This is a genomic window from uncultured Roseovarius sp. (assembly GCF_947489715.1).
In the GTDB taxonomy this organism is placed as follows: Bacteria; Pseudomonadota; Alphaproteobacteria; order Rhodobacterales; family Rhodobacteraceae; genus Roseovarius.
Map to the genome: position 1 here is coordinate 962,282 of NZ_CANLER010000001.1, position 24,308 is coordinate 986,589.

General features: G+C 57.6%; 24 protein-coding genes and 2 tRNA genes. 5 read left to right on the plus strand and 21 right to left on the minus strand.

Going from position 1 to position 24,308, the window contains the following annotated elements:
• Positions 1-178: 178 nt before the first annotated feature.
• The 17 genes from Q1B27_RS04725 to pyrH form a co-directional block, all read right to left on the minus strand.
• A tRNA-Val gene (locus tag Q1B27_RS04725) sits at positions 179-254 on the minus strand.
• Between the two features lie 55 nt (positions 255-309).
• Positions 310-870 (minus strand): histidine phosphatase family protein, encoded by a 561-nt coding sequence (locus Q1B27_RS04730; RefSeq protein ID WP_299844305.1) that lies wholly within the window; start codon positions 868-870, stop codon positions 310-312.
• Positions 871-899: 29 nt separating this feature from the next.
• Positions 900-974: transfer RNA gene (locus Q1B27_RS04735), tRNA-Val, on the minus strand.
• A gap of 19 nt (positions 975-993) precedes the next feature.
• Positions 994-1,530, minus strand: a complete 537-nt coding sequence (locus Q1B27_RS04740) for an HU family DNA-binding protein (RefSeq protein ID WP_299844308.1) — start codon at positions 1,528-1,530, stop codon at positions 994-996.
• A 271-nt stretch (positions 1,531-1,801) separates the two neighbouring features.
• Complete coding sequence (lpxB, locus tag Q1B27_RS04745; RefSeq protein ID WP_299844311.1) at positions 1,802-2,953, minus strand: lipid-A-disaccharide synthase; 1,152 nt, start codon at positions 2,951-2,953, stop codon at positions 1,802-1,804.
• Positions 2,953-3,759 carry an LpxI family protein gene (locus Q1B27_RS04750; protein ID WP_299844314.1) on the minus strand — a complete coding sequence of 269 codons (807 nt, stop codon included), beginning with the start codon at positions 3,757-3,759 and terminating at the stop codon, positions 2,953-2,955. The genes lpxB and Q1B27_RS04750 overlap by 1 nt, the downstream gene beginning before the upstream one ends.
• Before the next feature lie 4 nt (positions 3,760-3,763).
• Positions 3,764-4,567 (minus strand): acyl-ACP--UDP-N-acetylglucosamine O-acyltransferase, encoded by an 804-nt coding sequence (gene lpxA / locus Q1B27_RS04755; protein ID WP_299844317.1) that lies wholly within the window; start codon positions 4,565-4,567, stop codon positions 3,764-3,766.
• 5 nt (positions 4,568-4,572) lie between these two features.
• On the minus strand, positions 4,573-5,037 hold the full coding sequence (gene fabZ / locus Q1B27_RS04760; protein ID WP_299844320.1) for a 3-hydroxyacyl-ACP dehydratase FabZ: 465 nt from the start codon (positions 5,035-5,037) through the stop codon (positions 4,573-4,575).
• Between the two features lie 66 nt (positions 5,038-5,103).
• Positions 5,104-5,691, minus strand: a complete 588-nt coding sequence (locus Q1B27_RS04765; RefSeq protein ID WP_299844324.1) for an OmpH family outer membrane protein — start codon at positions 5,689-5,691, stop codon at positions 5,104-5,106.
• A 2-nt stretch (positions 5,692-5,693) separates the two neighbouring features.
• On the minus strand, positions 5,694-8,039 hold the full coding sequence (gene bamA, locus Q1B27_RS04770) for an outer membrane protein assembly factor BamA (RefSeq protein WP_299844327.1): 2,346 nt from the start codon (positions 8,037-8,039) through the stop codon (positions 5,694-5,696).
• A 126-nt stretch (positions 8,040-8,165) separates the two neighbouring features.
• On the minus strand, positions 8,166-8,291 hold the full coding sequence (locus Q1B27_RS04775; RefSeq protein WP_299844330.1) for a hypothetical protein: 126 nt from the start codon (positions 8,289-8,291) through the stop codon (positions 8,166-8,168).
• Between the two features lie 95 nt (positions 8,292-8,386).
• Positions 8,387-9,736 carry an RIP metalloprotease RseP gene (rseP, locus tag Q1B27_RS04780; protein ID WP_299844333.1) on the minus strand — a complete coding sequence of 450 codons (1,350 nt, stop codon included), beginning with the start codon at positions 9,734-9,736 and terminating at the stop codon, positions 8,387-8,389.
• A 2-nt stretch (positions 9,737-9,738) separates the two neighbouring features.
• The gene (dxr, locus tag Q1B27_RS04785; protein WP_299844336.1) at positions 9,739-10,917 is read right to left on the minus strand and encodes a 1-deoxy-D-xylulose-5-phosphate reductoisomerase; all 1,179 of its coding nucleotides are present in this window, start codon (positions 10,915-10,917) and stop codon (positions 9,739-9,741) included.
• Positions 10,914-11,699, minus strand: coding sequence for a phosphatidate cytidylyltransferase (locus Q1B27_RS04790; protein ID WP_299844338.1), 786 nt, complete (start codon positions 11,697-11,699; stop codon positions 10,914-10,916). Before Q1B27_RS04790 ends, dxr begins: the two co-directional genes overlap by 4 nt.
• Complete coding sequence (locus Q1B27_RS04795) at positions 11,696-12,439, minus strand: isoprenyl transferase (RefSeq protein ID WP_299844341.1); 744 nt, start codon at positions 12,437-12,439, stop codon at positions 11,696-11,698. Before Q1B27_RS04795 ends, Q1B27_RS04790 begins: the two co-directional genes overlap by 4 nt.
• On the minus strand, positions 12,439-13,002 hold the full coding sequence (frr, locus tag Q1B27_RS04800) for a ribosome recycling factor (protein ID WP_299844344.1): 564 nt from the start codon (positions 13,000-13,002) through the stop codon (positions 12,439-12,441). The genes Q1B27_RS04795 and frr overlap by 1 nt, the downstream gene beginning before the upstream one ends.
• A 50-nt stretch (positions 13,003-13,052) precedes the next feature.
• Positions 13,053-13,784 (minus strand): UMP kinase, encoded by a 732-nt coding sequence (pyrH, locus tag Q1B27_RS04805; protein ID WP_299844346.1) that lies wholly within the window; start codon positions 13,782-13,784, stop codon positions 13,053-13,055.
• Between the two features lie 146 nt (positions 13,785-13,930).
• Between pyrH and miaA the strand changes: the two genes are divergently transcribed.
• Together miaA and Q1B27_RS04815 are read left to right on the plus strand one after the other, a co-directional pair.
• Positions 13,931-14,812: a tRNA (adenosine(37)-N6)-dimethylallyltransferase MiaA gene (miaA, locus tag Q1B27_RS04810; RefSeq protein WP_299844349.1), complete on the plus strand. Its 882-nt coding sequence runs from the start codon at positions 13,931-13,933 to the stop codon at positions 14,810-14,812.
• A 79-nt stretch (positions 14,813-14,891) separates the two neighbouring features.
• Positions 14,892-15,698, plus strand: coding sequence for a helix-turn-helix transcriptional regulator (locus tag Q1B27_RS04815; RefSeq protein ID WP_299844352.1), 807 nt, complete (start codon positions 14,892-14,894; stop codon positions 15,696-15,698).
• A gap of 56 nt (positions 15,699-15,754) precedes the next feature.
• On the opposite strand, the gene Q1B27_RS04820 is transcribed toward Q1B27_RS04815, so the two are convergent.
• A complete protein-coding gene (locus Q1B27_RS04820; protein WP_299844892.1) occupies positions 15,755-16,348 on the minus strand; it encodes a lytic transglycosylase domain-containing protein in 594 nt (197 codons plus the stop codon).
• A gap of 192 nt (positions 16,349-16,540) precedes the next feature.
• Here Q1B27_RS04820 and ssb point away from each other — a divergent pair, with 192 nt between their 5' ends.
• The 3 genes from ssb (at position 16,541) to typA (ending at position 20,087) form a co-directional block, all read left to right on the plus strand.
• Positions 16,541-17,020, plus strand: coding sequence for a single-stranded DNA-binding protein (gene ssb, locus Q1B27_RS04825; RefSeq protein ID WP_299844355.1), 480 nt, complete (start codon positions 16,541-16,543; stop codon positions 17,018-17,020).
• Positions 17,021-17,333: 313 nt separating this feature from the next.
• Positions 17,334-18,182, plus strand: a complete 849-nt coding sequence (locus tag Q1B27_RS04830) for a GNAT family N-acetyltransferase (RefSeq protein WP_299844359.1) — start codon at positions 17,334-17,336, stop codon at positions 18,180-18,182.
• An 84-nt stretch (positions 18,183-18,266) separates the two neighbouring features.
• Positions 18,267-20,087: a translational GTPase TypA gene (gene typA / locus Q1B27_RS04835; protein WP_299844362.1), complete on the plus strand. Its 1,821-nt coding sequence runs from the start codon at positions 18,267-18,269 to the stop codon at positions 20,085-20,087.
• 40 nt (positions 20,088-20,127) lie between these two features.
• Here the strand turns inward: typA and Q1B27_RS04840 are convergent, their stop codons facing one another.
• The 3 genes from Q1B27_RS04840 to recA form a co-directional block, all read right to left on the minus strand.
• Positions 20,128-20,415 (minus strand): DUF1330 domain-containing protein, encoded by a 288-nt coding sequence (locus tag Q1B27_RS04840; protein ID WP_299844365.1) that lies wholly within the window; start codon positions 20,413-20,415, stop codon positions 20,128-20,130.
• A gap of 1 nt (position 20,416) precedes the next feature.
• Positions 20,417-23,080 (minus strand): alanine--tRNA ligase, encoded by a 2,664-nt coding sequence (gene alaS, locus Q1B27_RS04845; RefSeq protein ID WP_299844368.1) that lies wholly within the window; start codon positions 23,078-23,080, stop codon positions 20,417-20,419.
• Positions 23,081-23,206: 126 nt separating this feature from the next.
• Positions 23,207-24,301, minus strand: a complete 1,095-nt coding sequence (gene recA / locus Q1B27_RS04850) for a recombinase RecA (RefSeq protein WP_299844371.1) — start codon at positions 24,299-24,301, stop codon at positions 23,207-23,209.
• Positions 24,302-24,308 lie beyond the last annotated feature (7 nt).

Sequence of the window (24,308 nt, forward strand, 5' to 3'; positions counted from 1 at the left end):
TCATTCAGCGGCTTATTCAAAGCTCTTTACAGATATGAATATCTTGCAATGGCGCGATACTACGTCAGGACAACGGCCTGTCGATAGCTAATTTATGTTTCAATGCAGCTTATGTCTCCCGGTCATCATGTGCCGACACGCGCCTGATGTCCGCAGATCAGGGTGCCGCTTAGGAGAATGGTGGGTGATGAGAGACTCGAACTCCCGACATCTTCGGTGTAAACGAAGCGCTCTACCAACTGAGCTAATCACCCGACCGGCGCTTATTGCCCCAGAATTGTGGCCTGCGCAACCCCCTCTTGCGCCCTCTCAAGACAGAATTTTTTCCGCGCCGTTTTCCAGCACATAGACACAGCCCTGGCGATTGCTCAGCGCCGTCATCCCGGCCTGATCCAGCCCGCAGACCTGCCCGCGCAGCACCTTGCCCAGAATTCCGTGCGACACGATGATGCTCGGGCCGCTCAGCGTGTCAAGAAAGCCGCTCACACGCGCTTGCAGCGCCGCCATCCCTTCCCCGCCAGGGGCCGAGGCATAGGTCTCGATATCCGAATTGGCCTGGTCGATCTCAGATCGCAGCTTGCCCTCCCACTCTCCGGTATTGATCTCGGCCAGGCGCTCATCCAGTTCAAATCCATACCCGTTCAGCGCAATCCGTGCGGTTTCCTGCGCGCGCCCCTGGGGCGAGGCATAGATGCCCCCCGGCCCGGCCAATACCTCTTCGATATAAGGCGCGATCAGATCAGCCTGCTTATGCGCATCCGCTATGCCCTGCGCCGTCAGGTCCGAATTCAGGCGCCCCTGAATGCGCCCGACGGCGTTCCATTCGGTCTGCCCGTGCCGCAGAAACCAGATTTTCGGAAAATTTGCCATCGAACACGCACCGCCAGATCAATAAAAAATGGTGGGTGATAAGGGATTTGAACCCCTGACATCTTCGATGTGAACGAAGCGCTCTACCACTGAGCTAATCACCCGTCGGGCCGGTATCTAGCCTCACTCGGCGGCGTCTGCAACCGTATCCTGGGTCGGTGATGCCGAGGTTTTCGTTGGCTTGCTCTGACGGATCTTGGCCACGATAATGCGTGCCGATGTCGTCTCTTTGGTGCGGTTGTATTTCAACTTACCCAACGGTTGCAGGTTCAGCTCACGCCCCTTGGCAAGGGTCTCGCCCAGAACTTCCAGCAGCGCCTCGACCACCGGTTTGGCGTACTTTTTCTTGATGTCACTCTTGGCCACGACCAGGTCAATCAGCTCGCGCTTTTTCAGTTCAACCGGCAATCCGATTTCGGGCTTTTTCGACATGTCCGGCGCCGGGATCTTGCTGGTCGACGCTTTCGCATCCCGTGCCGCCGCCACGCTGGCCGCTGTTACCGGTTTGGAAACAGTGCCGGTCTTGGCTGCCGTCGCCCGCGCCTTGGGCGGTTTCGGCCCCGCAAGGCGCGATTTCGGTTTTGCTGCTGCTTTCGCTTTGGATTTGGTCGCTGTCTTGCCGGTGGTCTTTGATGTGCTCGATGTCGATTTAGCGCTCATGACGGGCCTCATTGTTTTTCCCTTGGAAACATTTCTAAGCAGATCGCGCCCACATTGCCAGCGATGTGTTCATTGGTCCCTCCGCACTCCACGGCATTTCAGTCGGTGTATCTGAACAACATCTCATGCTCGGACCCGGCGCATTTGGGTTAGGACGTGATTGTGCAGATCAACGTTTTGTCAGGGGTAAAAACGGCCCACGGGCGCGGTACGTACATAATCCGCGTACATTGTGTACGTAGTTGACTCAATTCTCATATTGCCCGTCGGCTCACGGCATCCGGTTCAGAACCGCCTTGGCCGCACGCAGCCCTGGTGCCTCGCCACCCTTGCCCAGACGATCCATCGTCAAACGCATAGCAGCGATCTGATCGCCCGGGTTTTCCATCAATTCCAATAGCTTGGGGGAAATTATATCAGCCTGACAGTCCTTTCCAAGGCATTCAGGAACCGCCCGCGTGTCGCTCACCAGATTGACCAGTGTCAGCGTGTCCACTCTCAGCATCCGCGATATCAGCGCCCGGCTTATCCAGTTCATATCATAGGCAATCACCATCGGTGTTTCCGCCGCGGCCAGCTCCAGCGAGACCGTGCCAGACGCCGCCAAAGCCCAATCCGCAAGCCTGAAAGATGACGCCTTTTCAATAGCATATTCCTCACTCTTCATCTCTCTTGGATCAAGAATGATAGGCGCTTTCGGCCATTCCAGAGTATGTTGACGGACCATATCCGTCACCGTCGCCGTTGTCGGCAGTACCAGTTGAATCTCTGGATGGTGCTCCAACACCTGCCGCAAGGTCTGGCCAAAAATCGGCGCCAGTCGCGAAACCTCTCCCCGGCGCGAGCCTGGCAAAACCAAAAGGACCGGGTTGTTCCCTATTTCATATTTTTCTTTGAAATCTGATACTTGATCATCTGTTGCAACCTGTTCTGACACCACCGGGTGCCCAACGAAATCACAATCCATCCCGGCGGATGCCATATATGGTGGCTCAAACGGCAACAGGGCCAGCACATGGTCGATGACTTTTGCCATCTTAATCGCACGCCCCGGCCGCCAGGCCCAGACACTTGGCGCCACGTAATGAACTGTTCTGATTGAACTTTTCGCCTTTACCAGCTTGGCGACCCGTAGGCTGAAATCAGGGCTGTCAATGGTGATCAGCACATCCGGTTGTGTGGCCAGAACAGCCTCTGCGGTTTGATGTAATCTCCGTCTAAGCTGCGGATATTTAGGCAAAATTTCTGCCAACCCCATGACGCTCAGCTCGTCCATCGGGAACAGGCTTTGCATCCCCTCGGCCTGCATCAACGGTCCGCCGACACCCAGAAATTCTACATCCTTCAGCGATTTCAGGCCAGCCATCAGGGCCGCACCCAGCCTGTCGCCCGAGGCTTCTCCGGCAACCAAAAAGACCCGCATCAAAGCGTCCGTGCGGTTAGGAAAATCCCATTACCTTCAACCGCTTGCAGTGTTTTTTCTCGCTCCAGGATCATCACGCGACCGGCTTCGATTACCAGTCCGGCCAATCCCGCGACTGCCACCGCAGCCACCGTTTCCGGTCCGATGGCGGGCATATCCACCCGTAAATCCTGCCCCTGTTTGGCCGCCTTGACGTAAACACCCTTGTGTCCACGCCGTAATTTCTCTGGCGTTTCAGAGACATAGCGCAACAGGGCGTCCGTTCCTTGCAGGGTTTCGATACCCAGGCATTGCCCGCCGGCCACAACGCATCCCTGCCCTACGTCCAGTGGTGACAGCGCCTTGAGGATCGCGCACGCACGATCGGTATCTTCCAGTTCTTCAACGCCAGGCACCGGCCCAATCTGCAACCCATCTATCGCGGTCAGTTCCGGCAATAGCTCATGCGCTCCTATCACGGAAACGCCGGTTTCCTCAAATATCTCAATAACTTGCCTGAGCAACGCATCATCCCCGCCCTGCATCGCTGCCAAGAGCCGGGGCGCAACCGAGGTCATCACCGCATCAAACGCCGCCGGGTCCATCGCGGGCCGGTTCAGCGATCCGGCAAACACCAGTTGGTCAATTTCTGCAGCCTTCAAGGCGTCGAAAACACTGCCCAGATGCTCAATCGGAAATTCCTGGCTGTCCTGACCCAGACGGTGCGGCACACCTTTCAGCGTTATTTTCAGGGCCTCCGGGTAGGCCTGCGCGATTTGTACCGGCAACGCGCCATCACAGGCCAGCATCGCCAGCTTGCCCGCCATCGGCCTAACCCTGCCCCGGTGTCAGAAAGGAACGGTCCGTCGCACTGGTAACAAATTCAACGATTTTACGGACGTAGTCGCTCTCGGTCTCTTCCCCCAGACGCCGCGCGCGATCCTGAAAGGCGCCGTCCCCCTGCGCCAGCATCTGAAATGCCGCCCGCAGCGCTGTAATGTCCGAACGCGCGACACCGCGCCGCTTGAGGCCGACCAGATTAAGCCCATCCAACGCCCCGCGGGGGGCCTGAACAAGGCCATAGGGGATTACGTCGTTGGTGACCATGGTAACAGCCCCAATGATGGCCCCTTCGCCGATCCGAACCCATTGATGCACGCCAGACAGCCCGCCGATGATAACGTCGTCGCCAATCACGCAATGTCCGGCAAGTGCAGCATTATTCACGATGATCACACGGTCGCCTATAATCACGTCATGGGCCACATGACACCCGGCCATGAACAGCCCATCATTGCCAACCCGCGTCTCACCGCCGCCGCCGCCAGTGCCCGTATTCATCGTCACGTGTTCGCGAATGCGATTACGCGCCCCAACGACCAAACGGGTTTTTTCGCCTTTGAATTTAAGGTCTTGCGGTACTTCGCCAATGCAGGAAAACGGGAAAACGACAGTCTCGGCGCCGATCTCTGTCGCGCCGGTCACGACCACATGAGATTTCAGAACCACGCCGTCGCCCAGACGCACTTCGGCGCCAATGTGGCAAAATGGACCGATCTGAGCGCCTTGCCCCAGTTCCGCACCAGGCTCGACCACAGCGGAGGCATGAATGAACGTCTCGGTTTGGTCCGGCATATTCTTCACCCCGCTGGCAAATCCATCATCGCGGTGAATTCGGCTTCGGCCGCCATTTCACCGCCAACCTCGGCCACACCGTTGAATTTCCAGACCTTGGCTCCGGGCTTGCCTCGCATCGTTTCAAGCTTCATCTCAAGCACATCGCCGGGCGTGACCATGCGGCGGAATTTGCACTTATCAATCGACATGAAATAGACCAGCATGTTGCGGTCCTCCATGCCAAGCGCCGTCCCCACCAAGACGGCTGCGGTCTGCGCCATCGCCTCGACAATCGTGACACCGGGCATGATTGGCTTACCGGGAAAATGCCCCTGGAAATGCGGTTCGTTCATGGTGACGTTTTTGATGCCACGGGCGGTCTGATAGCCATCGATATCGACAACCTTGTCCACCAGCAAAAACGGGTAGCGGTGCGGAATAAGCCGCTGGATCAAATGGATATCAGCAGATTTCAGCGGCTCGGTCATGTGATGTCCTTTTCCACGGCTCTTTGCATTGTCCCTAGCAAGTCGGGTCAGAATGGGCAAGCGGCGCTAGTTTTCGGTTTCGGAATCTGTTGCCGGACTTTCCGGCTGCGACTGGGCACCATCGCCAATCTCTTCGTCGACACGAATGATCGCAACGCCTGTGATATCAACGACATCTGCACGCAACAGAACACTTCGAATGTCCAGAATGACCGCCCCACCCGCATCGCGCATCAACTGCACCAGCACCGGTTCGACAATGCGCATGAAGGTGACAGGCGCGCGGTCGCGACTACGTTCAAGATCACGCACAGCACGTTCACTGTCCCGGCGGATTTCCTGAACCTTGGCATCAAACGCATCCGCAAGATCGCGAAATTCTTCGGGTGTTTTCTCAGACCTGAGTTTGGTAAGCGACAGCTCTTCCGCCTCAAGTTCCGCTTCGATCGTACGGTTGCGGGCAATAAGCTGTTCGCGCTTTGCCAGATATTCCTGATTGATGCGCTGACCAAGTTTCGTTTCCGAAAACAATCTGTCGGGGTCCAGAACAAGAATATCGCTTTGCACCACACCGACGTTCTGGGCAGCCACGGGAAATGCTGACAGCGCGCTAAGGGCAATCACCAGCCTGATGATGGCCCACACGTTACGCATGATCAGAAGTCCGTTTTGACCGTGACGTCAAATTGCTGCTCCTCATCGCCCGGTTCGGACTTGAGGGCTTTTGAAAAGTTCAAGCGCAGCGGCCCGAACGGTGACGCCCAGAACAGAGAGAATCCAACCACGTGCCGAGCATTAAAGCCGGTTGATTCCACCCCACTGGTCGCGTTCGAGGAATCAATGCCCCAAATCGAACCAATGTCGTAAAAGACACCACCGGAAATGCCGAATTCTTCAGGTGTACCAAGCGGAAATTCGGCTTCGAATTTCAATGCGGCGAAAAAGTCTCCGCCCAGCAATTCGCCGGGATCGGTCGCAGTCCTACCTTCGATCGGACCCATCCCATTGGGTTCAAACCCACGGATGATCTGTTGCGAGTAGCGGTCAACAAAACGACTGTCCTGACTACCCAGATAGTTCAGCGCGCCACCTTCCAGGGTTGCACGCAATGTGACCTCTTCGTTAAAGACTTTAGTTTGGGCAATGGCGCGAACCGATGTTTCGACATAGTCACGATCGCCGCCAAGCCCGCCAAATTCCTGCCCGAAGGACAGCAGCACACCGGCATTGGGGTTCAGCCCCCCACGACGGGTGTCGTAGCTGTAGGAATAGCCAACTGCGCTTGCGATAGTGTCCCCCTGTGCCACCTCTGCCGCCAGGATACCTGACATACCCGTGTAGTCGTTCATATCTTTGTATTCAGCGTTATAGAACACTTCGAACCGGCCATTTTCACTGACCGGGAAGGTCAGGCTGGGCCGGATTACCCCATTGATCGTATCAAAGAGGCTGAAATCGCTATCGGTTTCGATCAGCGAGAAATCCAATCCGAACGCCACATCACGGCCTAGGAACGCCGGCTCGATGAAGTTGATCGAGTAGTTCACATTGTCTTCGCGTCCGGCGAAAGAAAACCCGAGCGTCTGACCGCGTCCAAGGAAGTTCCGCTCGCGGAAACCAATCGAGGCACCGGCACCGCCACTGGTAGAATACGTGACACCAAACGACAGCGAACCGGTTGTGGTTTCTTCGACATCAACATCTACAATCACCTGATCCGGGCGCGACCCTTCGCGGGCGTTCACATCCGTGTTTCCAAAGAAACGCAGGGCGCGGATGCGCTCGGCGGCCTCACGAATTTGACGCGGGTTGAACGGATCCCCTTCGACCGCATCGAACTGACGTCGGATAACGCGATCCAGTGTGGTGGTGTTGCCTTCGATATCAATACGCTCAACAAAAACGCGCGGGCCTTTTGTCAGCACGAATTCGACATTCAGCGTCAATTCACGGTCGTTGCGTGTGATCCGTGGCTCGACCCGCAGGAAATCAATGCCTTTTTTGACGGCCAGGCGCTCCATCCGTGCGATCGAATTTTCCACCAGCGTCGGAGAGTAGATGATGCCCGGGCGCACCTTGAGGACAGCTTGGAATTCATCCGCTTCCACTCCGTCCATTTCACTGACGGTGGTTACGTCGCCGAACCTGAATTGCTGACCTTCCTGGATGTTGAAGGTCACGAAATAGGCGTCGCGTTCGCGGGCCAGTTCAGCATTCGTGCCGGTCACACGGAAATCCACATAACCGCGCGACTGGTAGAAATCGCGCAGGACCTGCTTATCGAATTCCAGCCGGTCTTCGACAAACGTGTCACGCGCCACCAGGGCCCGCAAAAGACCCGCCTGCTTGCTTTCGATCACACGGCGCAGGCGGCGGTCGGAATACTGTTTGTTGCCGACAAATCCGATCCGCTGAACTTCGATGGCTTTGCCCTCGAAAATCTCAAAAACCAGGTCCACGCGGTTTTCGCTGCGGCGAATGACGCGCGGGGTCACCCGGGCGGCTGATCGGCCATTTTGTCCATAGGCCTCTGAAATAACGGCTGCGTCACGCTCGGCCTTGGTTGGGCTGAAAACCTGGCGCGGCCGGCTTTCGATAAAGCCCTCCAACTCGTCATCTTTCAGCTTTCGATTGCCCTCGAACGCGATCTTGTTGATCGTCGGAAACTCAATGACCTTGATGTAGAGGTTGCTGCCACGCGGCTCGATCTCAACGCTTTCGAAAAGGCCACTGGCCAGGATGTTCTGATAGGCGTCATTGACCTGCGCATTGGAAACCGCGTCGCCCGGTGAAATATTGGCATAGGTCAGGATCGTAGCGGTCTCGACACGCTGGTTCCCTTCAACGGTAACGGAACTGAAGCGATAGTTCTGCGCGTCGGCAGCCCCGGATGCGACCAGAAGGACAAGGGCGGCGATGGCCACACTCAGCGTTTTAAAGCGATCTCTGAAAATTCCTGATTCTACCCAGTGAAAACCCAGCCGCTTCATCACACTTTTCATTGGTCAAACCCAGTCAGACACCCCGTTACGAATTGTCAGTAACCGGATTACAGAGGCTTGTCAAAACGCCAATCGAGTGCCGTGCACACATAGCATAAAGAGGCCGAAATTTAGGGAATATAGTGCTTAGAGCGAGCCGACAAAAGCGCCAAGCATCAAGGCAACAAGAATCGTGGCCAGATACACGATCCGGTCCCAGTTCAGATTGAACAGCAGGCTAAGCCCGCGATATCCATGAGCGATCTGTTGCATGATGTGACTATGCCACTCCTTTCACCTCCAACAGAATGGCAAAAGAATGTGGCATGTTTAGGTTTCAGAATGTGGCGATAATGTGACGCGAACCCTCAGGGACAGAGCAGATCAGTGCCAATTGCAAACGCCATAAGAGCAAGGATCAGGGTCAGGCCCACGGTCATCAAAACCCGCAGTACCGCATCGCTGGGGGGCTTACCGGCAACGGCCTCATAGGCATAAAACACCAGATGGCCACCATCGAGAACCGGGATCGGGAAAAGGTTCAGAAGCCCCACAGCCGTTGATAGGAAAGCGATAAACAGAATGAAACTGTCCGCGCCCTGACGCACCATCGCGCCGGAAACCTGGGCAATGCCAATCGGGCCGGTCATGTTGCAACTGCTGATCTTACCCGCGACCAGGTGGTAAAGCCCCGACAATGATGTCTCAATCACCTGGCCGGTGCGTTCAAAACCACCCGCAACGGCGGCGCCAAATCCCAGTCTTTCCGTCGCTGGCTCAAACGCAAGCCCTCCGGAGATGCCAATTCGCCAACTGGTTTTGAATCCTCCTTCGGGCTGCGGCTCGTCCACGCGTCGAGGCGCCAGCGCAAAATCCAGAACTTCACCCGCACGCCAGACCTTCAGTTGCAGCGCGCGCCCGTTTGAGGTTTCGACGATGTCTTTCAGCTCGGAAAAGGCGGAAATCGGTTGCCCGTCGACCGAAAGGATGACATCGCCCTGCTTCATGTCGATATCATATGCTGCCGATTGCGGTGAGATATTCACTGCCCGCGGCGGCATCGGGTACGGGCCTGAAACCTCAAGTGTACGACCGTCGCGTTGAACGGTGTACGGCAGGTTCCGATCAGTCGGCAAGGATTGGATCAGGTCATCAAGCGAACCACCCTGCCCGGTTTCCGGCAACAGATTACCCCCAATCGCAACTAGCTGATCACCCGCCTGAAGGCCGTATTCTTCGCCCGGCAATGGTGAAATCTCGCCAACAACCAACGGGTCGGCAACCTTGCCCTGAAACATCATCAAGCCCGCAAAAACCACGATCGACAGGATAAAGTTGAAGACAGGCCCCGCAGCTACGGTAGCAGCGCGTGCCCAAAGCGGGGCGCCATGCATGGTCTGGCGCAGCATTTCAGGCGGCATTTCCTGCACGGCATCTTTGTCGGTATTGGCGCTGGCGGCATTCGCGTCGCCCATGAATTTGACATATCCACCAAAGGGCAAAAGCGCGAACTGCCAGCGTGTGCCGTATTTGTCGACCTTGGAAAACAGCACCGGTCCAAACCCCAGCGAAAACACATCCGCCTTGATGCCAGACCATCGCCCCACGATGTAGTGACCATATTCGTGGATGGCCACGATGACCGAAAGCGCCACAACAAACGCAAGGATCGTCGTGAAGAGACTGCCGAACTGGGGGATCAGTGTGGTGATATCCAAATCTACTTCCTATTTGCCTGTTCACGCATGACGTCATCGGCGCATATACGTGCCAGATGGTCCACTTGCAGCACTCTATCAAGGGTGATCGAGACATCTTTGTGGCTCTGGCCGGGCGATTGCCGGTTCAATACCTCTTCGACGATCACATTCATATCCCAAAACCCGATGCGGCCGCCGATGAAATGATCCAGCGCGCGTTCTTTGGCGGCGTTGAAGACGGCACCGCTCAGACCACCCGCTTCCATCACCTGATGTGCCAGCCCCAAGGCCGGGTAACGGTTCAAATCTGGCGTCCGGAACGACAGTTGCCCAATCGCTGCAAGGTCCAACCGCTCGACCGGCAGCGTATCGCGACGCGGCCAGTTCAACGCATACCCGATCGCATGGCGCATATCCGGCGGGCCAACATGGGCCATCAGCGCGCCATCCTTGAACCCTACCAATGCGTGAACCGTCGATTCCGGGTGAATCAACACTTCGATCTGCTCGGGGGTAAACCCAAAGAATTCTCGCGCTTCGATCATCTCAAGCGCCTTATTGAACATCGAGGCACTATCAATCGTGATCCGTTGCCCCATGTCCCAATTCGGATGGGTCGACGCTTGCTCGATCGTGGCGGTGGCCAGCTTTTCCAATGGCCAATCCCTGAACGCCCCGCCACTGGCGGTGATGATCACACGGGAAACCGCTGACCGATCCTCGCCAACCAAGGCCTGAAAGATGGCAGAGTGCTCGCTGTCGACCGGCAGGATACGGGCGTTGTTGGCCCGCGCCGTCTCCAGCAGCAACGGCGCGGCCGCCACCAGCGATTCCTTGTTCGCCAATGCCAGCGTAGCCCCTTGTTCCAACACCGCCAGCCCCGGGCGCAGCCCAGCCGCGCCAACAATTGCGGACATGACCCAAAACGCAGGACGGAAAGCGGCCTCGACAATGGCTTCTTCACCGGCGGCAGCTTCGACATCGCTACCTGCAAGCGCTGCGCGCAAATCGTCCAGAAGGTCTTCATACGCGGTAACGGCGATATCCGCCTGTAACTCGATGGCATCTGCAGCCAGTTGCGCGATGTTACGTCCGCCGGTCAGTGCCACGATGTTGTAGTCTTCCCGCGTGCGCCGGAGCAGATCAATCGTATTTTGTCCAACTGATCCGGTAGCGCCCAGAACCGAGATTTTTTTCATGACAGCCCCGGCAACACCTGCAAGGACCATAGGATCATCACCAGCATCGCCGCCCCCAGAAGAGCATCAAGCCGATCCAGAACGCCCCCATGACCCGGGATCAGGTTTGAGCTGTCTTTAACTCCGACCCGGCGCTTGATGAAACTTTCCAGGATATCACCCATCTGACCTGCCAGCGCGACCGCCATCGAGATCGGTACAAGTATCAAGCCCGCTTGTGTGGCCCTGGCAAAGCACAGGCCGATCACTGCCGCACCGATCCAGCCCGCCACCGTGCCGGACCATGTCTTCTTTGGGCTGATCGCTGGCCAGAATTTGGGTCCGCCCAACATACGGCCTGCAAAGTAGCCTGCGATGTCCGAGACAATCACAACCAATACGACCCATGAAATCCAGATCACGCCGGCCTCTTGCCTCAGTATCCAGATCGAAAATCCGGACACAAGGATCCATGCGGCAAAGGGTGTGAACAGCGCCCGTTCGCGCGATACCTGCCCCGCGCCGACCAAAGCTGCTGCCAGTAGAAGCGGCATTACCAGAAGATAAGGCGCGACACTGGCCAAGGTAAAAGCCGCAGCACCCAGAAGGCTGATGCGGATGGCGGCGGTTTGCTCGGCCCCGAACATCCGCGCCGCTTCCCATAGCATCAGCGCGCAAAGGCCGATTACCGTGATCTCAAAGATTACACCGCCGATCCAGATATCTGCGGCCCCGACACCAGCCATCGCCACACCCGACACGACACGAGGGGCGAGGTCTGACCATTTGGCGGCGTCGCTCATACAGACACGGCCCCAAAGCGTCGTTCGCGCGCCCCATAGCCACTGAGAAGCTTGCTGAACACTTCCTTGGTGAAGTCTGGCCAGAGCGTGTCGATGAATTCATATTCCGAATAAGCGGACTGCCAGAGAAGAAAGTTCGAGATACGCGCCTCTCCGCTGGTCCGAATGACCAGATCGGGATCTGGCAACACATAGGTATCCAGATATTTCGGCAACGTCTCTTCGTCTACGTCCTTGGGGTCCAATCGCCCGACGGCGACGTCCTGCGCCAACCGCTTGGTCGCGCGCGACACCTCATCACGCCCGCCGTAATTAAGCGCGATTGTCAAGTTTGTGCCGGTGCATTGATTGGTCATCCGCTCGGCTTCGTCCATCAGGCCACGCAGTTTTTCATCAAGGCGTGGGCGATCCCCGATAAACCGCACCCGCACATTTGCTTTCACAAATTCCTGCATCTCTTTCATGATGTAGCGGCGAAAGAGAGTCATCAGACCGGCAACTTCGGTCTGGGTGCGTTTCCAATTTTCCGTCGAAAAGGCAAAAATGGTCAGATATTTGACCCCGAGTTCTGGACAGGCCCCGACGATATCCCGAACCCGGCGCGCGCCCGCATGGTGGCCAAACAGCCTTGGTCTGCCGCGGGCCTGCGCCCAACGTCCATTGCCATCCATGATGATCGCAACATGACAAGGGCCCGATGGTGGCTGACCCAGTTCGGGATTATCCGGCTGAACGGTCATTAAACTTGCATGATCTCGGCTTGCTTGGTCTCCAACGCGTCATCGACATTACCAATAAACGTATCGGTCAGTTCCTGAACCTCGGTTTCCCAGAATTTCTGATCATCTTCAGACATGCCGTCAGCCTTGGCTTTCTTGATCTGGTCCATCCCGTCGCGACGCACGTTGCGGATGGCCACCCGGGCATTTTCGGCATATTGCGAGGCAACCTTGGTCAACTCCTTGCGGCGCTCTTCGTTTAGTTCGGGGATCGGCAACATGATGATCGTGCCGTTAAGCTGCGGATTGATGCCCAGACCGCTTTCGCGGATCGCTTTTTCGACTTTGCCCACCAGGCCCTTGTCCCAGACATTCACCGTCACCATCCGCGGTTCGGGCACGTTTACCGTCCCCACCTGATTGATCGGCGTGTTCTGGCCATAGGCGTCCACCATGACCGGCTCAAGCATGCTGGCCGAGGCGCGCCCGGTGCGCAACGATGCAAATTCCGTTCTCAATGATGCGATCGCACCGTCCATACGCCGCTGCAGATCACCTGTATCAATCTCAAAGTCTTCCGCCATTACGGTTCTTCCTTTGTTTCGGCCTCAATCGTGCCTGTTCTTATTTAGCGTCAACCGTGCACGGTTGTATAGGTACCGTCCCCGGCCAGTATACCTTTGAACCCGCCGGGCTCATCCAGGCTGAACACGATGATCGGCAGGCTGTTGTCACGCGCCAGTGCAATCGCGCTGGCATCCATCACTTTCAGGTTCTTGGCCAGCACCTCGTCATAAGAAACGCGATCATAACGTTTGGCATCGTCATTTGTCACCGGATCCTTGTCATAGATACCGTCCACCTTGGTGCCCTTGAAGATCGCCTGACAGGCCATTTCATTGGCCCGCAGCGTCGCCGCCGTATCAGTAGTGAAATAGGGGTTGCCGGTGCCCGCGGCGAAGATGCAGACCCGCTTTTTCTCAAGGTGGCGCACCGCCCGGCGGCGGATGTAGGGCTCGGCCACTTCGTCCATCCGGATGGCGCTGATCACCCGGCAATAGACACCGAGTTTTTCCAGCGCGCTTTGCATCGCCAGCGCATTCATCACCGTGGCCAGCATGCCCATGTAATCGGCCGTCGTCCGCTCCATCCCCTGCGCGCTGCCCTGCAACCCGCGAAAGATATTGCCGCCGCCGATCACCATGCAGATCTCGACCCCAAGATCATGCACGATCTTGACCTCGCGCGCGATCCGTTCGACCGTGGGCGGGTGCAAGCCATATCCCAGATCCCCCATCAGCGCTTCGCCAGATATCTTCAACATGACGCGGCTGAATTTGGTTTGGTGGGACTGGGGGTCAGACATCGGCGCTCTCCGCTTGGGGCCATCGGGTAATCGCGCGCAAAATGTCCGAAAAGTCGGGCGGGTTCAATCACAGAGTCCGTCCAGCCAGCGATTTCGCGCAAAACTGCCTCGTAAATTTTCCAGAACTGCCGTATCTGACGGCTCTGATGCGACTTTCATTAGACATCCCTGCGGATCAACCTGTCCTGATTGCCGGCCCCACGGCTTCGGGCAAGTCCGCGCTGGCACTGCATATCGCAAAAAATCAGGGTGGAACGATCATCAATGCTGATGCGATACAGGTTTTCGCCAACTGGCGTATCCTGTCCGCCCGCCCCTCATCCGAAGACGAAGCTACAGCCCCTCATAAGCTTTACGGCCATATCGCCGCTGACGCGGATTATTCGGTCGGGCATTGGCTGCGCGAACTGCAACCACTGCTTGCCTCGGCGTCACGCCCGATCATCGTCGGTGGCACGGGTCTTTATTTTACCGCGCTGACCGAGGGGTTGGCCGACATACCCTCCACACCAGCCGAAATCCGAAGCGCAGCAGATACGCTCCTGCGGGAAAAGGGCCTTGATGCAATGTTGGCACAGGTGGACGATGCCACACGTCAACGTATCGACATTCAAAACCCGATGCGGGTTCAGCGCGCCTGGGAGGTTTTACGTACAACCGGCAAGGGTCTGGTCAATTGGCAAGATCAGACACCACCACCCCTCTTGCCGCTCTCTCAAACGACGGCGATTCTGTTTGACACCGACAAAGACTGGCTGAACGCAAGGATCGCGGACCGGTTCGATCAAATGCTGGACCAGGGTGCGCTTCAGGAAGCCAAAACCAACCTGGCTAACTGGAACCCGTCGCGCTTGTCGTCAAAGGCCATCGGTGCGCCGGAACTGATCGCCCATCTCAACGGAGAGGTGTCACTGGACCAGGCGCGAACGCGCGCCACCATTGCCACACGGCAATTCGCCAAACGGCAACGAACGTGGTTTCGTGCCCGCATGCGCGGTTGGACGCCGATCGATCCATTAGCTCTTTGACATAGCCTGCTGAAATAATTGATAAACCCGTACCATTCGCTAGACTATTCCTATCCCCAACACCCGGCCCGAATTTGGCATGCCTCATCGGATACGCATACAGACTTTAACCCAATGGGCCGACGGTGCCCCTTGGCGTTGGGAGCTGCAACACAGCCTCGATACCCATGCCTTCATCTGGATCACCCGTGGCCAGGGGGTGTGTACAATCGAGGGGCGCAGGCGCGGTGTGGGCGTTCATAATGCCTTCGCTTTGCCCGCGAAGTCATTGTTTTCATTTGATCTTGGAAAGCAGGTCTTTGGGCTTATCACGCTTATTCCGGCGGGCAGCCCAATCCTGATGCCGGACGAATCTCAGCATCTGCGCATTCGCGACGCCCAACCCCAGGCTGAACTGACCGCGATTCTCGACGCGCTTCAACGCGAACAGAATAGCACCCGCGCTTTCGCGGATGAGGCCATGCAGGCTCACGCGCACCTCCTGACCGTCTGGTTACGGCGCGCCATGATCATGCAAGACGCTCTGCCGCAAAAACCCAACGCCGCTGAAAACCTTCTCCGGGCCTTTTCCGCCCTGATCGAACGTGACTACCAAAGCGGCAAGCCGATGGCAGATTACGCCCGGGCGCTTGGTGTGACGCCAACTCATCTGACACGATGCTGCCGCCAGTGTTGCGGATTGACGGCCGCCGACATGCTGACCCAACGCACGGTCCACGCCGCCCGCGAGTTGCTGGAGAGCAGCAGCGACCCAATTCAGAACATCGCGTCTCGGCTGGGTTTCAATAGCGCCGCTTATTTTTCTCGTTTCATCCTGCAAAACACCGGTCAAACCCCGTCTGGCCTGCGCAAGAGCAAATCCCGCAAACCGGTACTGGTCGACTAGGTTCCAGCCCGAAACACTCCGAATTTTGTGATTGATACGTTGTCCCTGAAAAGCAGTCAGCTGCCCCAAATAATACGGACGTAGTTCTTGGTTTCTTTGTAGGGCGGCACGCCGCCATATTTCTTAACCGCTGCGGGCCCGGCATTATAAGCCGCCAGCGCCAGGCGCCAGGATCCGAACGTCTGGTACTGTTCGGCAAGATAGCGCGCGCCACCTTCCAGGTTTTCGTAAGGGTCATGCGGATTGACCCGCAACTTCCGGGCCGTTCCGGGCATCAGTTGCGCCAGACCAATCGCGCCTTTATGAGAGAGCGCTTTTGGTTTCCATCCGGATTCCTGTTGAACAAGTCGCAGGAACAAATCGCTTGGTACGCCATGACGGCGCGCCGCATCCTTCGCCATTTGCAGGTACTGCCCGCGATATTTGCCCACATAAGATGCGGTTGATTCGTCGCCCCATTTCGTTGGCGTAATCACCTTTTGCGGCTTCAGGCGCACCGAGTTGTTGTATTGCTGACGTGCCCGGTTATCCAGCACGCTGGTTTGCGATTTAAACAATTTGGCCCGTGATTTCGTTGATAACGTCTCGGCGATACCGCCCGAGGGCAATGCCACCCCTAAAGCCAAAACCCCAGCCACAATCTTTTGCATACCTGTCACAGCCCCAACCGCATTTTTGAGCAATATAGCCGGTTTAAAGAAAATATCCAGATTTGCCCGCAACTTCGGCCCCATCTCGCCAGATCGAAAGAAATTGTTAAGCGTTTCGGCTTTCCTTCAAGCGCAGGAGATGATGTAACCTCCGCTAACCAAAATAAGACTGCAAACGACAAGGAGGTCAAAATGGCCGGATCGGTAAACAAGGTAATCATTCTGGGTAATCTGGGCCGCGACCCCGAAGTGCGGACATTTCAGAATGGCGGCAAGGTTTGCAATCTGCGGATCGCCACCTCTGAAACTTGGAAAGACCGAAATACCGGCGAACGCCGCGAACGCACGGAATGGCATACGGTTGCGATCTTTTCCGAAGGTCTGGTGCGCGTGTGCGAGCAGTACCTGCGCAAAGGATCAAAGGTTTATATCGAGGGCAAACTCCAAACCCGCAAATGGCAGGACCAATCCGGTCAGGACCGGTACTCCACCGAAGTCGTATTGCAGGGCTTTGATGGCACGCTGGTCATGCTAGATGGTCGTGGCGAAGGCGGCGGTGGTGGTGGCGGCTACGGCGGGGGCCAGGGTGGCTATGACAGCGGCCCATCACAAGGTGACCCGATGGGCGGCGGTGCGCCGTCAAGCGACATCGACGACGAAATTCCGTTCTGATCTGTTTGAGAGTTCAGCAGGACAAGGCCGCCCATTCATGGGCGGCCTTTTTTGTTAGAACAGCATGTCGGCGACTGTTAAAAAGACAGAGACCGGAACGCTGAGGGCAACCGCCAGAAGGAGCGCGGCACCAAGGGTTGGACGCGGGGCTGGTGCATAAACCCCAAGGACGTGGTGTTTTTTATATGCCATAGCCTCGATTAACCACGAATTAGGTTTTCATTCGGTTAATCGGAACATGGAATTTCACCGATCCCCCCCAGAGAATTTTCCATGCCTTCCCTGTGCCCTGCAACAAACAGAAGGCTACGCTGTGGCAATCCGTGAACTGGGCGCCTCGGTGGACACTGTTTTCGCCTATGAAGGCACAACGCCCATCGCCAAAGTTCAGGTTGTGACCCGGCAATTCGGCCCGCTGAACATTGCCTGGCTTCCACGGGGGCCGGTCTGGGCCGGCACCTCATCAAAAGATCGTTCCAATGTTGTCCGGGAATTGCCGAATGCACTGGACACGCGGGCAATATGGGTCATTGCGCCCGAAACCCCGGAAGATGCGCATTATTTTCCGCACACAGCCCTGATGTCCTCGCAACATGTCGCAGAAATCGACCTGAAAGCGGGCCCTGATACCCTTCTTGCAGCGCAACACGGGAAATGGCGCAACCGCCTGCGCCGCGCCCAGAACGCGGATTTGCGCGTCATGCACCGACCTTTCAAGACAGATCGTGATATGCCGCTGCTGATCCATGAAGCCACTCAGCGCATGCAACGGCAATACAAGGCGCTGCCGCCTGGGTTTATACGCGCCTGGGTGCAGGCAAATCCGAAAGCCAGTCGTCTGTTCACGATTTTTCAGGGCGAAAAGGCGTTGGCGTATCTGCTGATACTTCTTCACAAACCTGTCGCCACCTATCATATCGGTTGGACCGGTGCGGACGGGCGACGCCTATCCGCACACAACCTCGGCCTCTGGGAAGCAATGAATTGGCTCTCTCAGAAAGGGTATGAGCGTTTCGACCTTGGCAGCGTTGATACCCAACACGCCGCCGGACTGGCGCGGTTCAAAATCGGGAGCGGTGCTAACGTCCGCCCCCTTGGGCCAACCTGCCTCCACCTGCCGCGGCTGACCCGGCGGCGACGCATCCGCCACGACGCCGCGTGAAACACGCTCACCTGTCGAATTGCCTCTGGCCTTTAGTCGCAACGGCGTATAGGGCGCGGGCAAACAACCCAAGGACACGTCCCAATGGATATGCGCAACATCGCCATTATTGCCCATGTCGACCACGGCAAAACCACGCTGGTCGATGAGCTGCTGAAACAATCCGGAGCTTTCCGTGAAAATCAGGCAGTGGATGAGCGCGCGATGGACAGCAACGATCTTGAGCGGGAACGCGGCATCACCATCTTTGCCAAGCCCACCAGTGTCGAATGGAAGGGCACGCGCATCAACATCGTCGACACCCCCGGCCACGCCGATTTCGGCGGCGAGGTTGAGCGTATCCTGAGCATGGTCGATGGCGTGGTGCTGTTGGTTGACGCCGCCGAAGGTCCGATGCCGCAAACCAAATTCGTGACCTCCAAGGCGCTTGCGCTTGGTCTGCGCCCCATCGTGGTCCTCAACAAAGTGGATAAGCCCGATGCGGAACCTGATCGCGCGCTGGATGAATGCTTTGACCTTTTTGCCAATCTCGATGCGTCCGAGGATCAGCTTGATTTCCCGCATATGTACGCTTCGGGCCGATCCGGCTGGGCCGATCATGATCTTGACGGGCCACGCAAGGATCTGACGGCGCTGTTCGATCTGATCGTCAACCACGTCCCTGCCCCGCGCCAGATCGCCCGCCAGAACGAGGATTTCACGATGCTGGCGACCACGCTGGGCAGTGATCCCTTTGTGGGTCGCATCCTTACTGGGCGTGTCGAATCGGGCAAGCTCAGGGTCGGCGCCACGGTTCAGGCACTGACACGCGTCGGGCAGAAGATCGAACAGTTCCGCGTGACCCGCATTCAGGCGTTCCGGGGTCTGGCAACGCAGGACATCGAAGAAGCCAGCGCAGGCGATATCGTTACGCTGGCGGGCATGTCCAAGGCGACCGTGGCCGATACGATCTGTGCGCTGGCAGTTGATGTACCGCTTGAGGCACAGCCCATCGATCCGCCGACAATCACCGTCACATTCGGCATTAATGACAGCCCTCTGGCTGGTCGGGACGGCAAAAAAGTGCAGTCCCGTGTGATCCGCGACCGCCTGCTGAAAGAGGCCGAATCCAACGTCGCCATCCGTATCACCGACACGCCCGGCGGTGACGCCTTTGAGGTCGCCGGTCGTGGAGAATTGCAGATGGGTGTGCTGATTGAAAACATGCGCCGCGAGGGATTTGAACTCTCGATCTCGCGTCCGCAGGTTCTGATGCGCGAAGACGATGACGGTAACCGCCTCGAACCCATCGAAGAAGTGACCATCGACGTCGATGACGAATATTCAGGCGCGGTCATTGAAAAGATTACCGGTCCCCGCAAGGGCGAACTGGCCGAGATGAAACCGGCAGGTGCGGGCAAAACCCGCATCATCGCGCATGTACCCTCGCGTGGTCTGATCGGATACCATGGCGAGTTTCTGACCGACACCCGTGGCACCGGTGTTCTCAACCGCGTATTCCACGGTTGGGCCCCGCATAAAGGTGCCATTCCGGGCCGGCGCGCAGGGGTCCTGATCTCGATGGAAAACGGCGAATCCGTCGCGTACGCGCTGTGGAATCTCGAAGACCGCGGCAAGATGTTCATCGGCGCGCAGGCCAAGATCTACACCGGCATGATCATTGGCGAACACAGCCGTGAAAACGACCTTGAAGTGAACCCGCTGAAGGGTAAAAAACTGACCAACGTCCGCGCAAGCGGAACCGACGAAGCCGTGCGCCTGACCACCCCGGTCATCATGAGTCTGGAACAGGCCATCGCCTATATCGACGACGATGAACTGGTCGAGGTCACGCCAAACGCCATCCGCCTGCGCAAGCGCTATCTCGACCCGCACGAACGTAAACGAAGGTCAAAAACAAGCTGACCGAGGCCACCTCTTTGAACTTTTGCAGCTTGAAATTGCGTCAGTCGTCGGTCTCGACAACCACGATCTCCCGCTCTGCGGCTTCTTTGGCCCAAACCACCGCTTCCTGATAGCGAGGATCATTATAGGCTGCCTGCGCCGCGTCCACAGATGGGAACCGCGCCACGACATTGCGCGAACGGCCCCGCCCTTCAAGCTGCTCGACCCGCCCACCACGGGCAATGAAAACACCGCCATGTTCGGGGATCACGACCGAGGCCACATCGATATATTTCGCATAAAGCTCAGCGTCGTTCACATCGACCCGTGCGATCCAGAGTGCTGCCATTTTATCCTCCCACTACTGCGCTTGCGGCCTTGATCGCCGCATCTGCATTTGCCACGTCCTTGCCACCGCCCTGAGCCATGTCCGGACGGCCGCCGCCGCCTTTGCCGCCAAGCTCAGGCACCGCCGCGCGCACCAGATCGACCGCAGAAAGTTCACCCTTGAGGTCATCGGTAACGCCCGCTGCGACCGCCACCTTGTCTCCGGTATCGGCAATCAGCAGCACCGCGCCTGACCCAAGCCGCGCCTTGTGCTCGTCGATCAGCGACGGCAGATCCTTGCCCGACACGCCGCTGAGCACCTGCGCCAGGAACTTGACGCCGTTGATCTCCTGCGCCTCGGGGCCATCACCTTGCCCTGCACCTCCGGCCATCGCCAGTTCGCGGCGCAACTGTGCGACCTCGTTGGACAGTGCCTTGCGCTCGTCCATCAGCGCCTTGATCCGCGTGACGACATCCTGCGGCTGCGCCTTCAACTCACCGGCCAGGGCTGTCATCCGCCGGTCCTGCTCGCTCAGATAGCGGAACGCCTCAGCGCCTGTCAGCGCCTCGATCCGGCGCACCCCGGCGCTAGACGCAGAATCGCCCAATGCCACGAAAAGGCCGATATCGCCGGTCTGACGCACATGGGTGCCACCGCAAAGCTCGATCGAATAGGTCTGCCCGTCCAGGCCTTTGCCGGACCCCTCTTCGACACCCATCGACACCACGCGCACCTCGTCACCGTATTTCTCGCCAAAAAGCGCCTGCGCCCCAAGCGCACGCGCGTCATCGGGGGTCATGATCCGGGTCTCGACCGGCGCGTTCTGCCGGATGAAATCATTCACCTCGGTTTCAACCTGCATCAGTTCCGCGGCGCTCAGCGCTTTGGCATGGCTGAAATCGAACCGCAGGCGATCCTCGGCATTCAGCGACCCGCGCTGCGCCACATGATCGCCCAGGGCCTTGCGCAATGCTTCGTGCAACAGATGCGTTGCCGAGTGATTGGCGCGGATGGAAGTCCGCCGCGCGTGGTCGACTTCTAACTGCGCCGCCTGACCTTTCGAAATCTCACCCTCGGTGACCTCCGCCAGATGAATGAACACCCCGGCCGCTTTTTTCGTGTCGGTGATCCGCGCCAGCCCACTTTCGGTTCGGATTTCGCCGCTATCGCCAACCTGACCACCGGATTCCGCGTAAAAAGGCGACTGGTTCAACGCGATCTGCACGGTTTCACCGGTGTTCGCACTGTCCAACGGGGCACCGTCGCGCACCAGCGCGATGATCTGCCCTTCGGCCACTTCGGTGTCATACCCCAGAAAATCGGTTGTGCCGCTTTCCTCGGCAATATCGAACCAGATGGTCGAATCCGCCGCTTCACCCGTACCGGCCCATGCCGCACGCGCCTTGGCCTTCTGCTCGGCCATGGCGGTGTCAAAACCATCAGTGTCCACCTCCCGGCCCTTTTCGCGCAGCGCGTCCTGTGTCAGGTCCAGCGGAAAGCCATAGGTGTCATACAGCTTGAACGCCGTTTGCCCCGGCAGCGCCGCATCCTCAGGCAAATCACCCAACTCGTCCTCAAGCAGTTTCAGCCCGCGATCCAAGGTCGTCTTGAACCGGGTTTCCTCCAGCTTCAGCGTTTCTTCGATCAGCGCCTGTGCCCGCCCCAACTCCGGGAAGGCCTGGCCCATCTGCGTGACCAGCGCAGGCACCAACTGATGCATGACCGGGTCTTTTGCGCCCAGCAGATGGGCGTGCCGCATCGCCCGGCGCATGATCCGGCGCAGCACATAGCCCCGCCCCTCGTTCGACGGCATCACCCCATCGGCAATCAGGAACGAGGTCGAGCGCAGGTGATCCGCGATCACCCGGTGATGCACATTGCCCGGCCCGTCCGGATCCTGGCTGGTGACATGCGCACTAGCCTCGATCAGGCTGCGCATCAGGTCGGTGTCATAATTGTCATGCTTGCCCTGCAGCAGCGCGCCGATCCGTTCCAGCCCCATGCCGGTGTCGATCGACTGCATCTCAAGATCAATCTGAGAACCGTCCTCGAACCGTTCATTCTGCATGAAAACCAGGTTCCAGATCTCGATGAACCGGTCACCATCTTCCTCGGCGCTGCCCGGCGGCCCACCCCAGATATCCGGGCCGTGATCATAGAAAATCTCGGTACAGGGGCCGCAGGGACCGGTCGCGCCCATTGACCAGAAATTATCATCGGTCGCGATGCGAATGATCCGGTCATCCGGCAGACCGGCATATTTCTTCCAGATTTCCGCCGCCTCATCATCGGTATGGTAGATCGTCACCAGCAGCTTGGACTTGTCCAGCTCGAAATCCTTGGTCAGCAAGTCCCAGGCATACGGGATCGCCTGTTCCTTGAAATAATCGCCAAAGCTGAAATTCCCCAGCATTTCGAAAAACGTGTGGTGGCGTGCGGTATAGCCCACATTGTCCAGATCGTTATGTTTGCCACCCGCGCGCACACATTTCTGGCTGGTTGACGCACGTTTGTAGTCGCGATGCTCAACCCCAGTGAACAGGTTCTTGAACTGCACCATGCCCGAATTGGTGAACATCAGCGTCGGGTCGTTGCGCGGCACCAAAGGCGAGCTTTCGACGATCGCATGATCGTTACGTTCAAAGAAATTCAGAAAGGTCGATCGGATTTCGTTCAGCGTCGGCATGGATATCTCTTTTTCGGCAAAAATGGCCCGGCGTCCCGATGATTTATCCCTGCCCGTGACCCATGTCCACCGCAAGAAAAAGCCCGGGTTGCGGCCCGGGCTTTGCATTATCAGATTTTGGCGGCGTTATGCTTCTAGGATATCGTCATCCGTTTCTTTTTTTGCGGCATCCGCTTCGCCGTCGGGCATATCGAAATCAAGCCCGTGCGCCGCGCGAATCTTATCTTCGATCTCATAGGCAATGCGGCCGTTTTCCTTCAGGAAAGTCTTGGCGTTTTCGCGCCCCTGGCCGATACGCTCATCGCCGTAGCTGAACCAGCTTCCCGATTTCTCGACCACACCGGCCTTGACGCCCAGATCCAGCAACTCGCCCATCTTGCTGATGCCTTCCCCATACATGATGTCGAATTCCACCTGCTTGAACGGCGGTGCCACCTTGTTCTTGACCACCTTGACACGGGTGGCGTTGCCGACCACCTCGTCGCGATCCTTGAGCGCGCCAATCCGGCGAATATCCAGCCGGACCGAGCTGTAGAATTTCAGCGCATTACCACCGGTCGTGGTCTCGGGGCTGCCGAACATCACGCCGATTTTCATCCGGATTTGGTTGATGAAGACCACCGTGCATTTGGTGCGGTTGATCGACCCGGTCAGCTTGCGCATGGCCTGACTCATCAGGCGGGCATGAACGCCAACACTGCTGTCCCCCATCTCGCCTTCAAGTTCGGATTTCGGGGTCAGGGCCGCCACGGAATCGACCACAATCATGCTGACCGCGCCCGAGCGCACCAGCGTATCGACGATCTCAAGCGACTGCTCTCCGGTATCGGGTTGCGAGATCAGCAATTCATCCAGATCAACCCCCAGCTTGCGGGCATAGATCGGATCCAAAGCGTGTTCGGCATCGACAAAGGCGCAGACACCGCCTTTTTTCTGCTCTTCCGCGATGCAATGTAGCGTCAGCGTGGTCTTGCCTGAACTTTCCGGGCCATAGATTTCGACAATGCGGCCTTTTGGCAATCCACCGATGCCAAGGGCAATGTCCAGCCCGAGCGACCCGGTCGAGGTAGACTCGATATCCTGCGCGGGATTGTCCGCGCCAAGCTTCATGATCGAGCCTTTGCCGAACTGCCGTTCGATCTGCGCGAGCGCGCTGTCGAGCGCCTTTTGCTTGTCCGTGCTTTTCTTGCTGTCCATTGCGAGTAAATCTGCCGTTGCCATTGTTATG

Excerpts from the sequence above, each read along its gene's own strand:
- Q1B27_RS04840 (WP_299844365.1), bottom strand. The coding sequence starts at position 20,415 with ATGGCAGCACTCTGGATCGCACGGGTCGATGTGAACGACGCTGAGCTT.
- Q1B27_RS04765 (WP_299844324.1), bottom strand. The coding sequence starts at position 5,691 with ATGCGTAACGTGTGGGCCATCATCAGGCTGGTGATTGCCCTTAGCGCG.
- typA (WP_299844362.1), top strand. The coding sequence starts at position 18,267 with ATGGATATGCGCAACATCGCCATTATTGCCCATGTCGACCACGGCAAA.
- fabZ (WP_299844320.1), bottom strand. The coding sequence starts at position 5,037 with ATGACCGAGCCGCTGAAATCTGCTGATATCCATTTGATCCAGCGGCTT.
- bamA (WP_299844327.1), bottom strand. The coding sequence starts at position 8,039 with ATGAAAAGTGTGATGAAGCGGCTGGGTTTTCACTGGGTAGAATCAGGA.
- pyrH (WP_299844346.1), bottom strand. The coding sequence starts at position 13,784 with ATGTCTGACCCCCAGTCCCACCAAACCAAATTCAGCCGCGTCATGTTG.
- frr (WP_299844344.1), bottom strand. The coding sequence starts at position 13,002 with ATGGCGGAAGACTTTGAGATTGATACAGGTGATCTGCAGCGGCGTATG.
- recA (WP_299844371.1), bottom strand. The coding sequence starts at position 24,301 with ATGGCAACGGCAGATTTACTCGCAATGGACAGCAAGAAAAGCACGGAC.
- Q1B27_RS04750 (WP_299844314.1), bottom strand. The coding sequence starts at position 3,759 with ATGGCGGGCAAGCTGGCGATGCTGGCCTGTGATGGCGCGTTGCCGGTA.
- lpxB (WP_299844311.1), bottom strand. The coding sequence starts at position 2,953 with ATGCGGGTCTTTTTGGTTGCCGGAGAAGCCTCGGGCGACAGGCTGGGT.
- Q1B27_RS04820 (WP_299844892.1), bottom strand. The coding sequence starts at position 16,348 with ATGCAAAAGATTGTGGCTGGGGTTTTGGCTTTAGGGGTGGCATTGCCC.
- Q1B27_RS04740 (WP_299844308.1), bottom strand. The coding sequence starts at position 1,530 with ATGAGCGCTAAATCGACATCGAGCACATCAAAGACCACCGGCAAGACA.
- Q1B27_RS04790 (WP_299844338.1), bottom strand. The coding sequence starts at position 11,699 with ATGAGCGACGCCGCCAAATGGTCAGACCTCGCCCCTCGTGTCGTGTCG.
- Q1B27_RS04775 (WP_299844330.1), bottom strand. The coding sequence starts at position 8,291 with ATGCAACAGATCGCTCATGGATATCGCGGGCTTAGCCTGCTGTTCAAT.
- Q1B27_RS04815 (WP_299844352.1), top strand. The coding sequence starts at position 14,892 with ATGCCTCATCGGATACGCATACAGACTTTAACCCAATGGGCCGACGGT.
- Q1B27_RS04730 (WP_299844305.1), bottom strand. The coding sequence starts at position 870 with ATGGCAAATTTTCCGAAAATCTGGTTTCTGCGGCACGGGCAGACCGAA.
- miaA (WP_299844349.1), top strand. The coding sequence starts at position 13,931 with ATGCGACTTTCATTAGACATCCCTGCGGATCAACCTGTCCTGATTGCC.
- dxr (WP_299844336.1), bottom strand. The coding sequence starts at position 10,917 with ATGAAAAAAATCTCGGTTCTGGGCGCTACCGGATCAGTTGGACAAAAT.
- lpxA (WP_299844317.1), bottom strand. The coding sequence starts at position 4,567 with ATGCCGGACCAAACCGAGACGTTCATTCATGCCTCCGCTGTGGTCGAG.
- ssb (WP_299844355.1), top strand. The coding sequence starts at position 16,541 with ATGGCCGGATCGGTAAACAAGGTAATCATTCTGGGTAATCTGGGCCGC.
- alaS (WP_299844368.1), bottom strand. The coding sequence starts at position 23,080 with ATGCCGACGCTGAACGAAATCCGATCGACCTTTCTGAATTTCTTTGAA.
- Q1B27_RS04795 (WP_299844341.1), bottom strand. The coding sequence starts at position 12,439 with ATGACCGTTCAGCCGGATAATCCCGAACTGGGTCAGCCACCATCGGGC.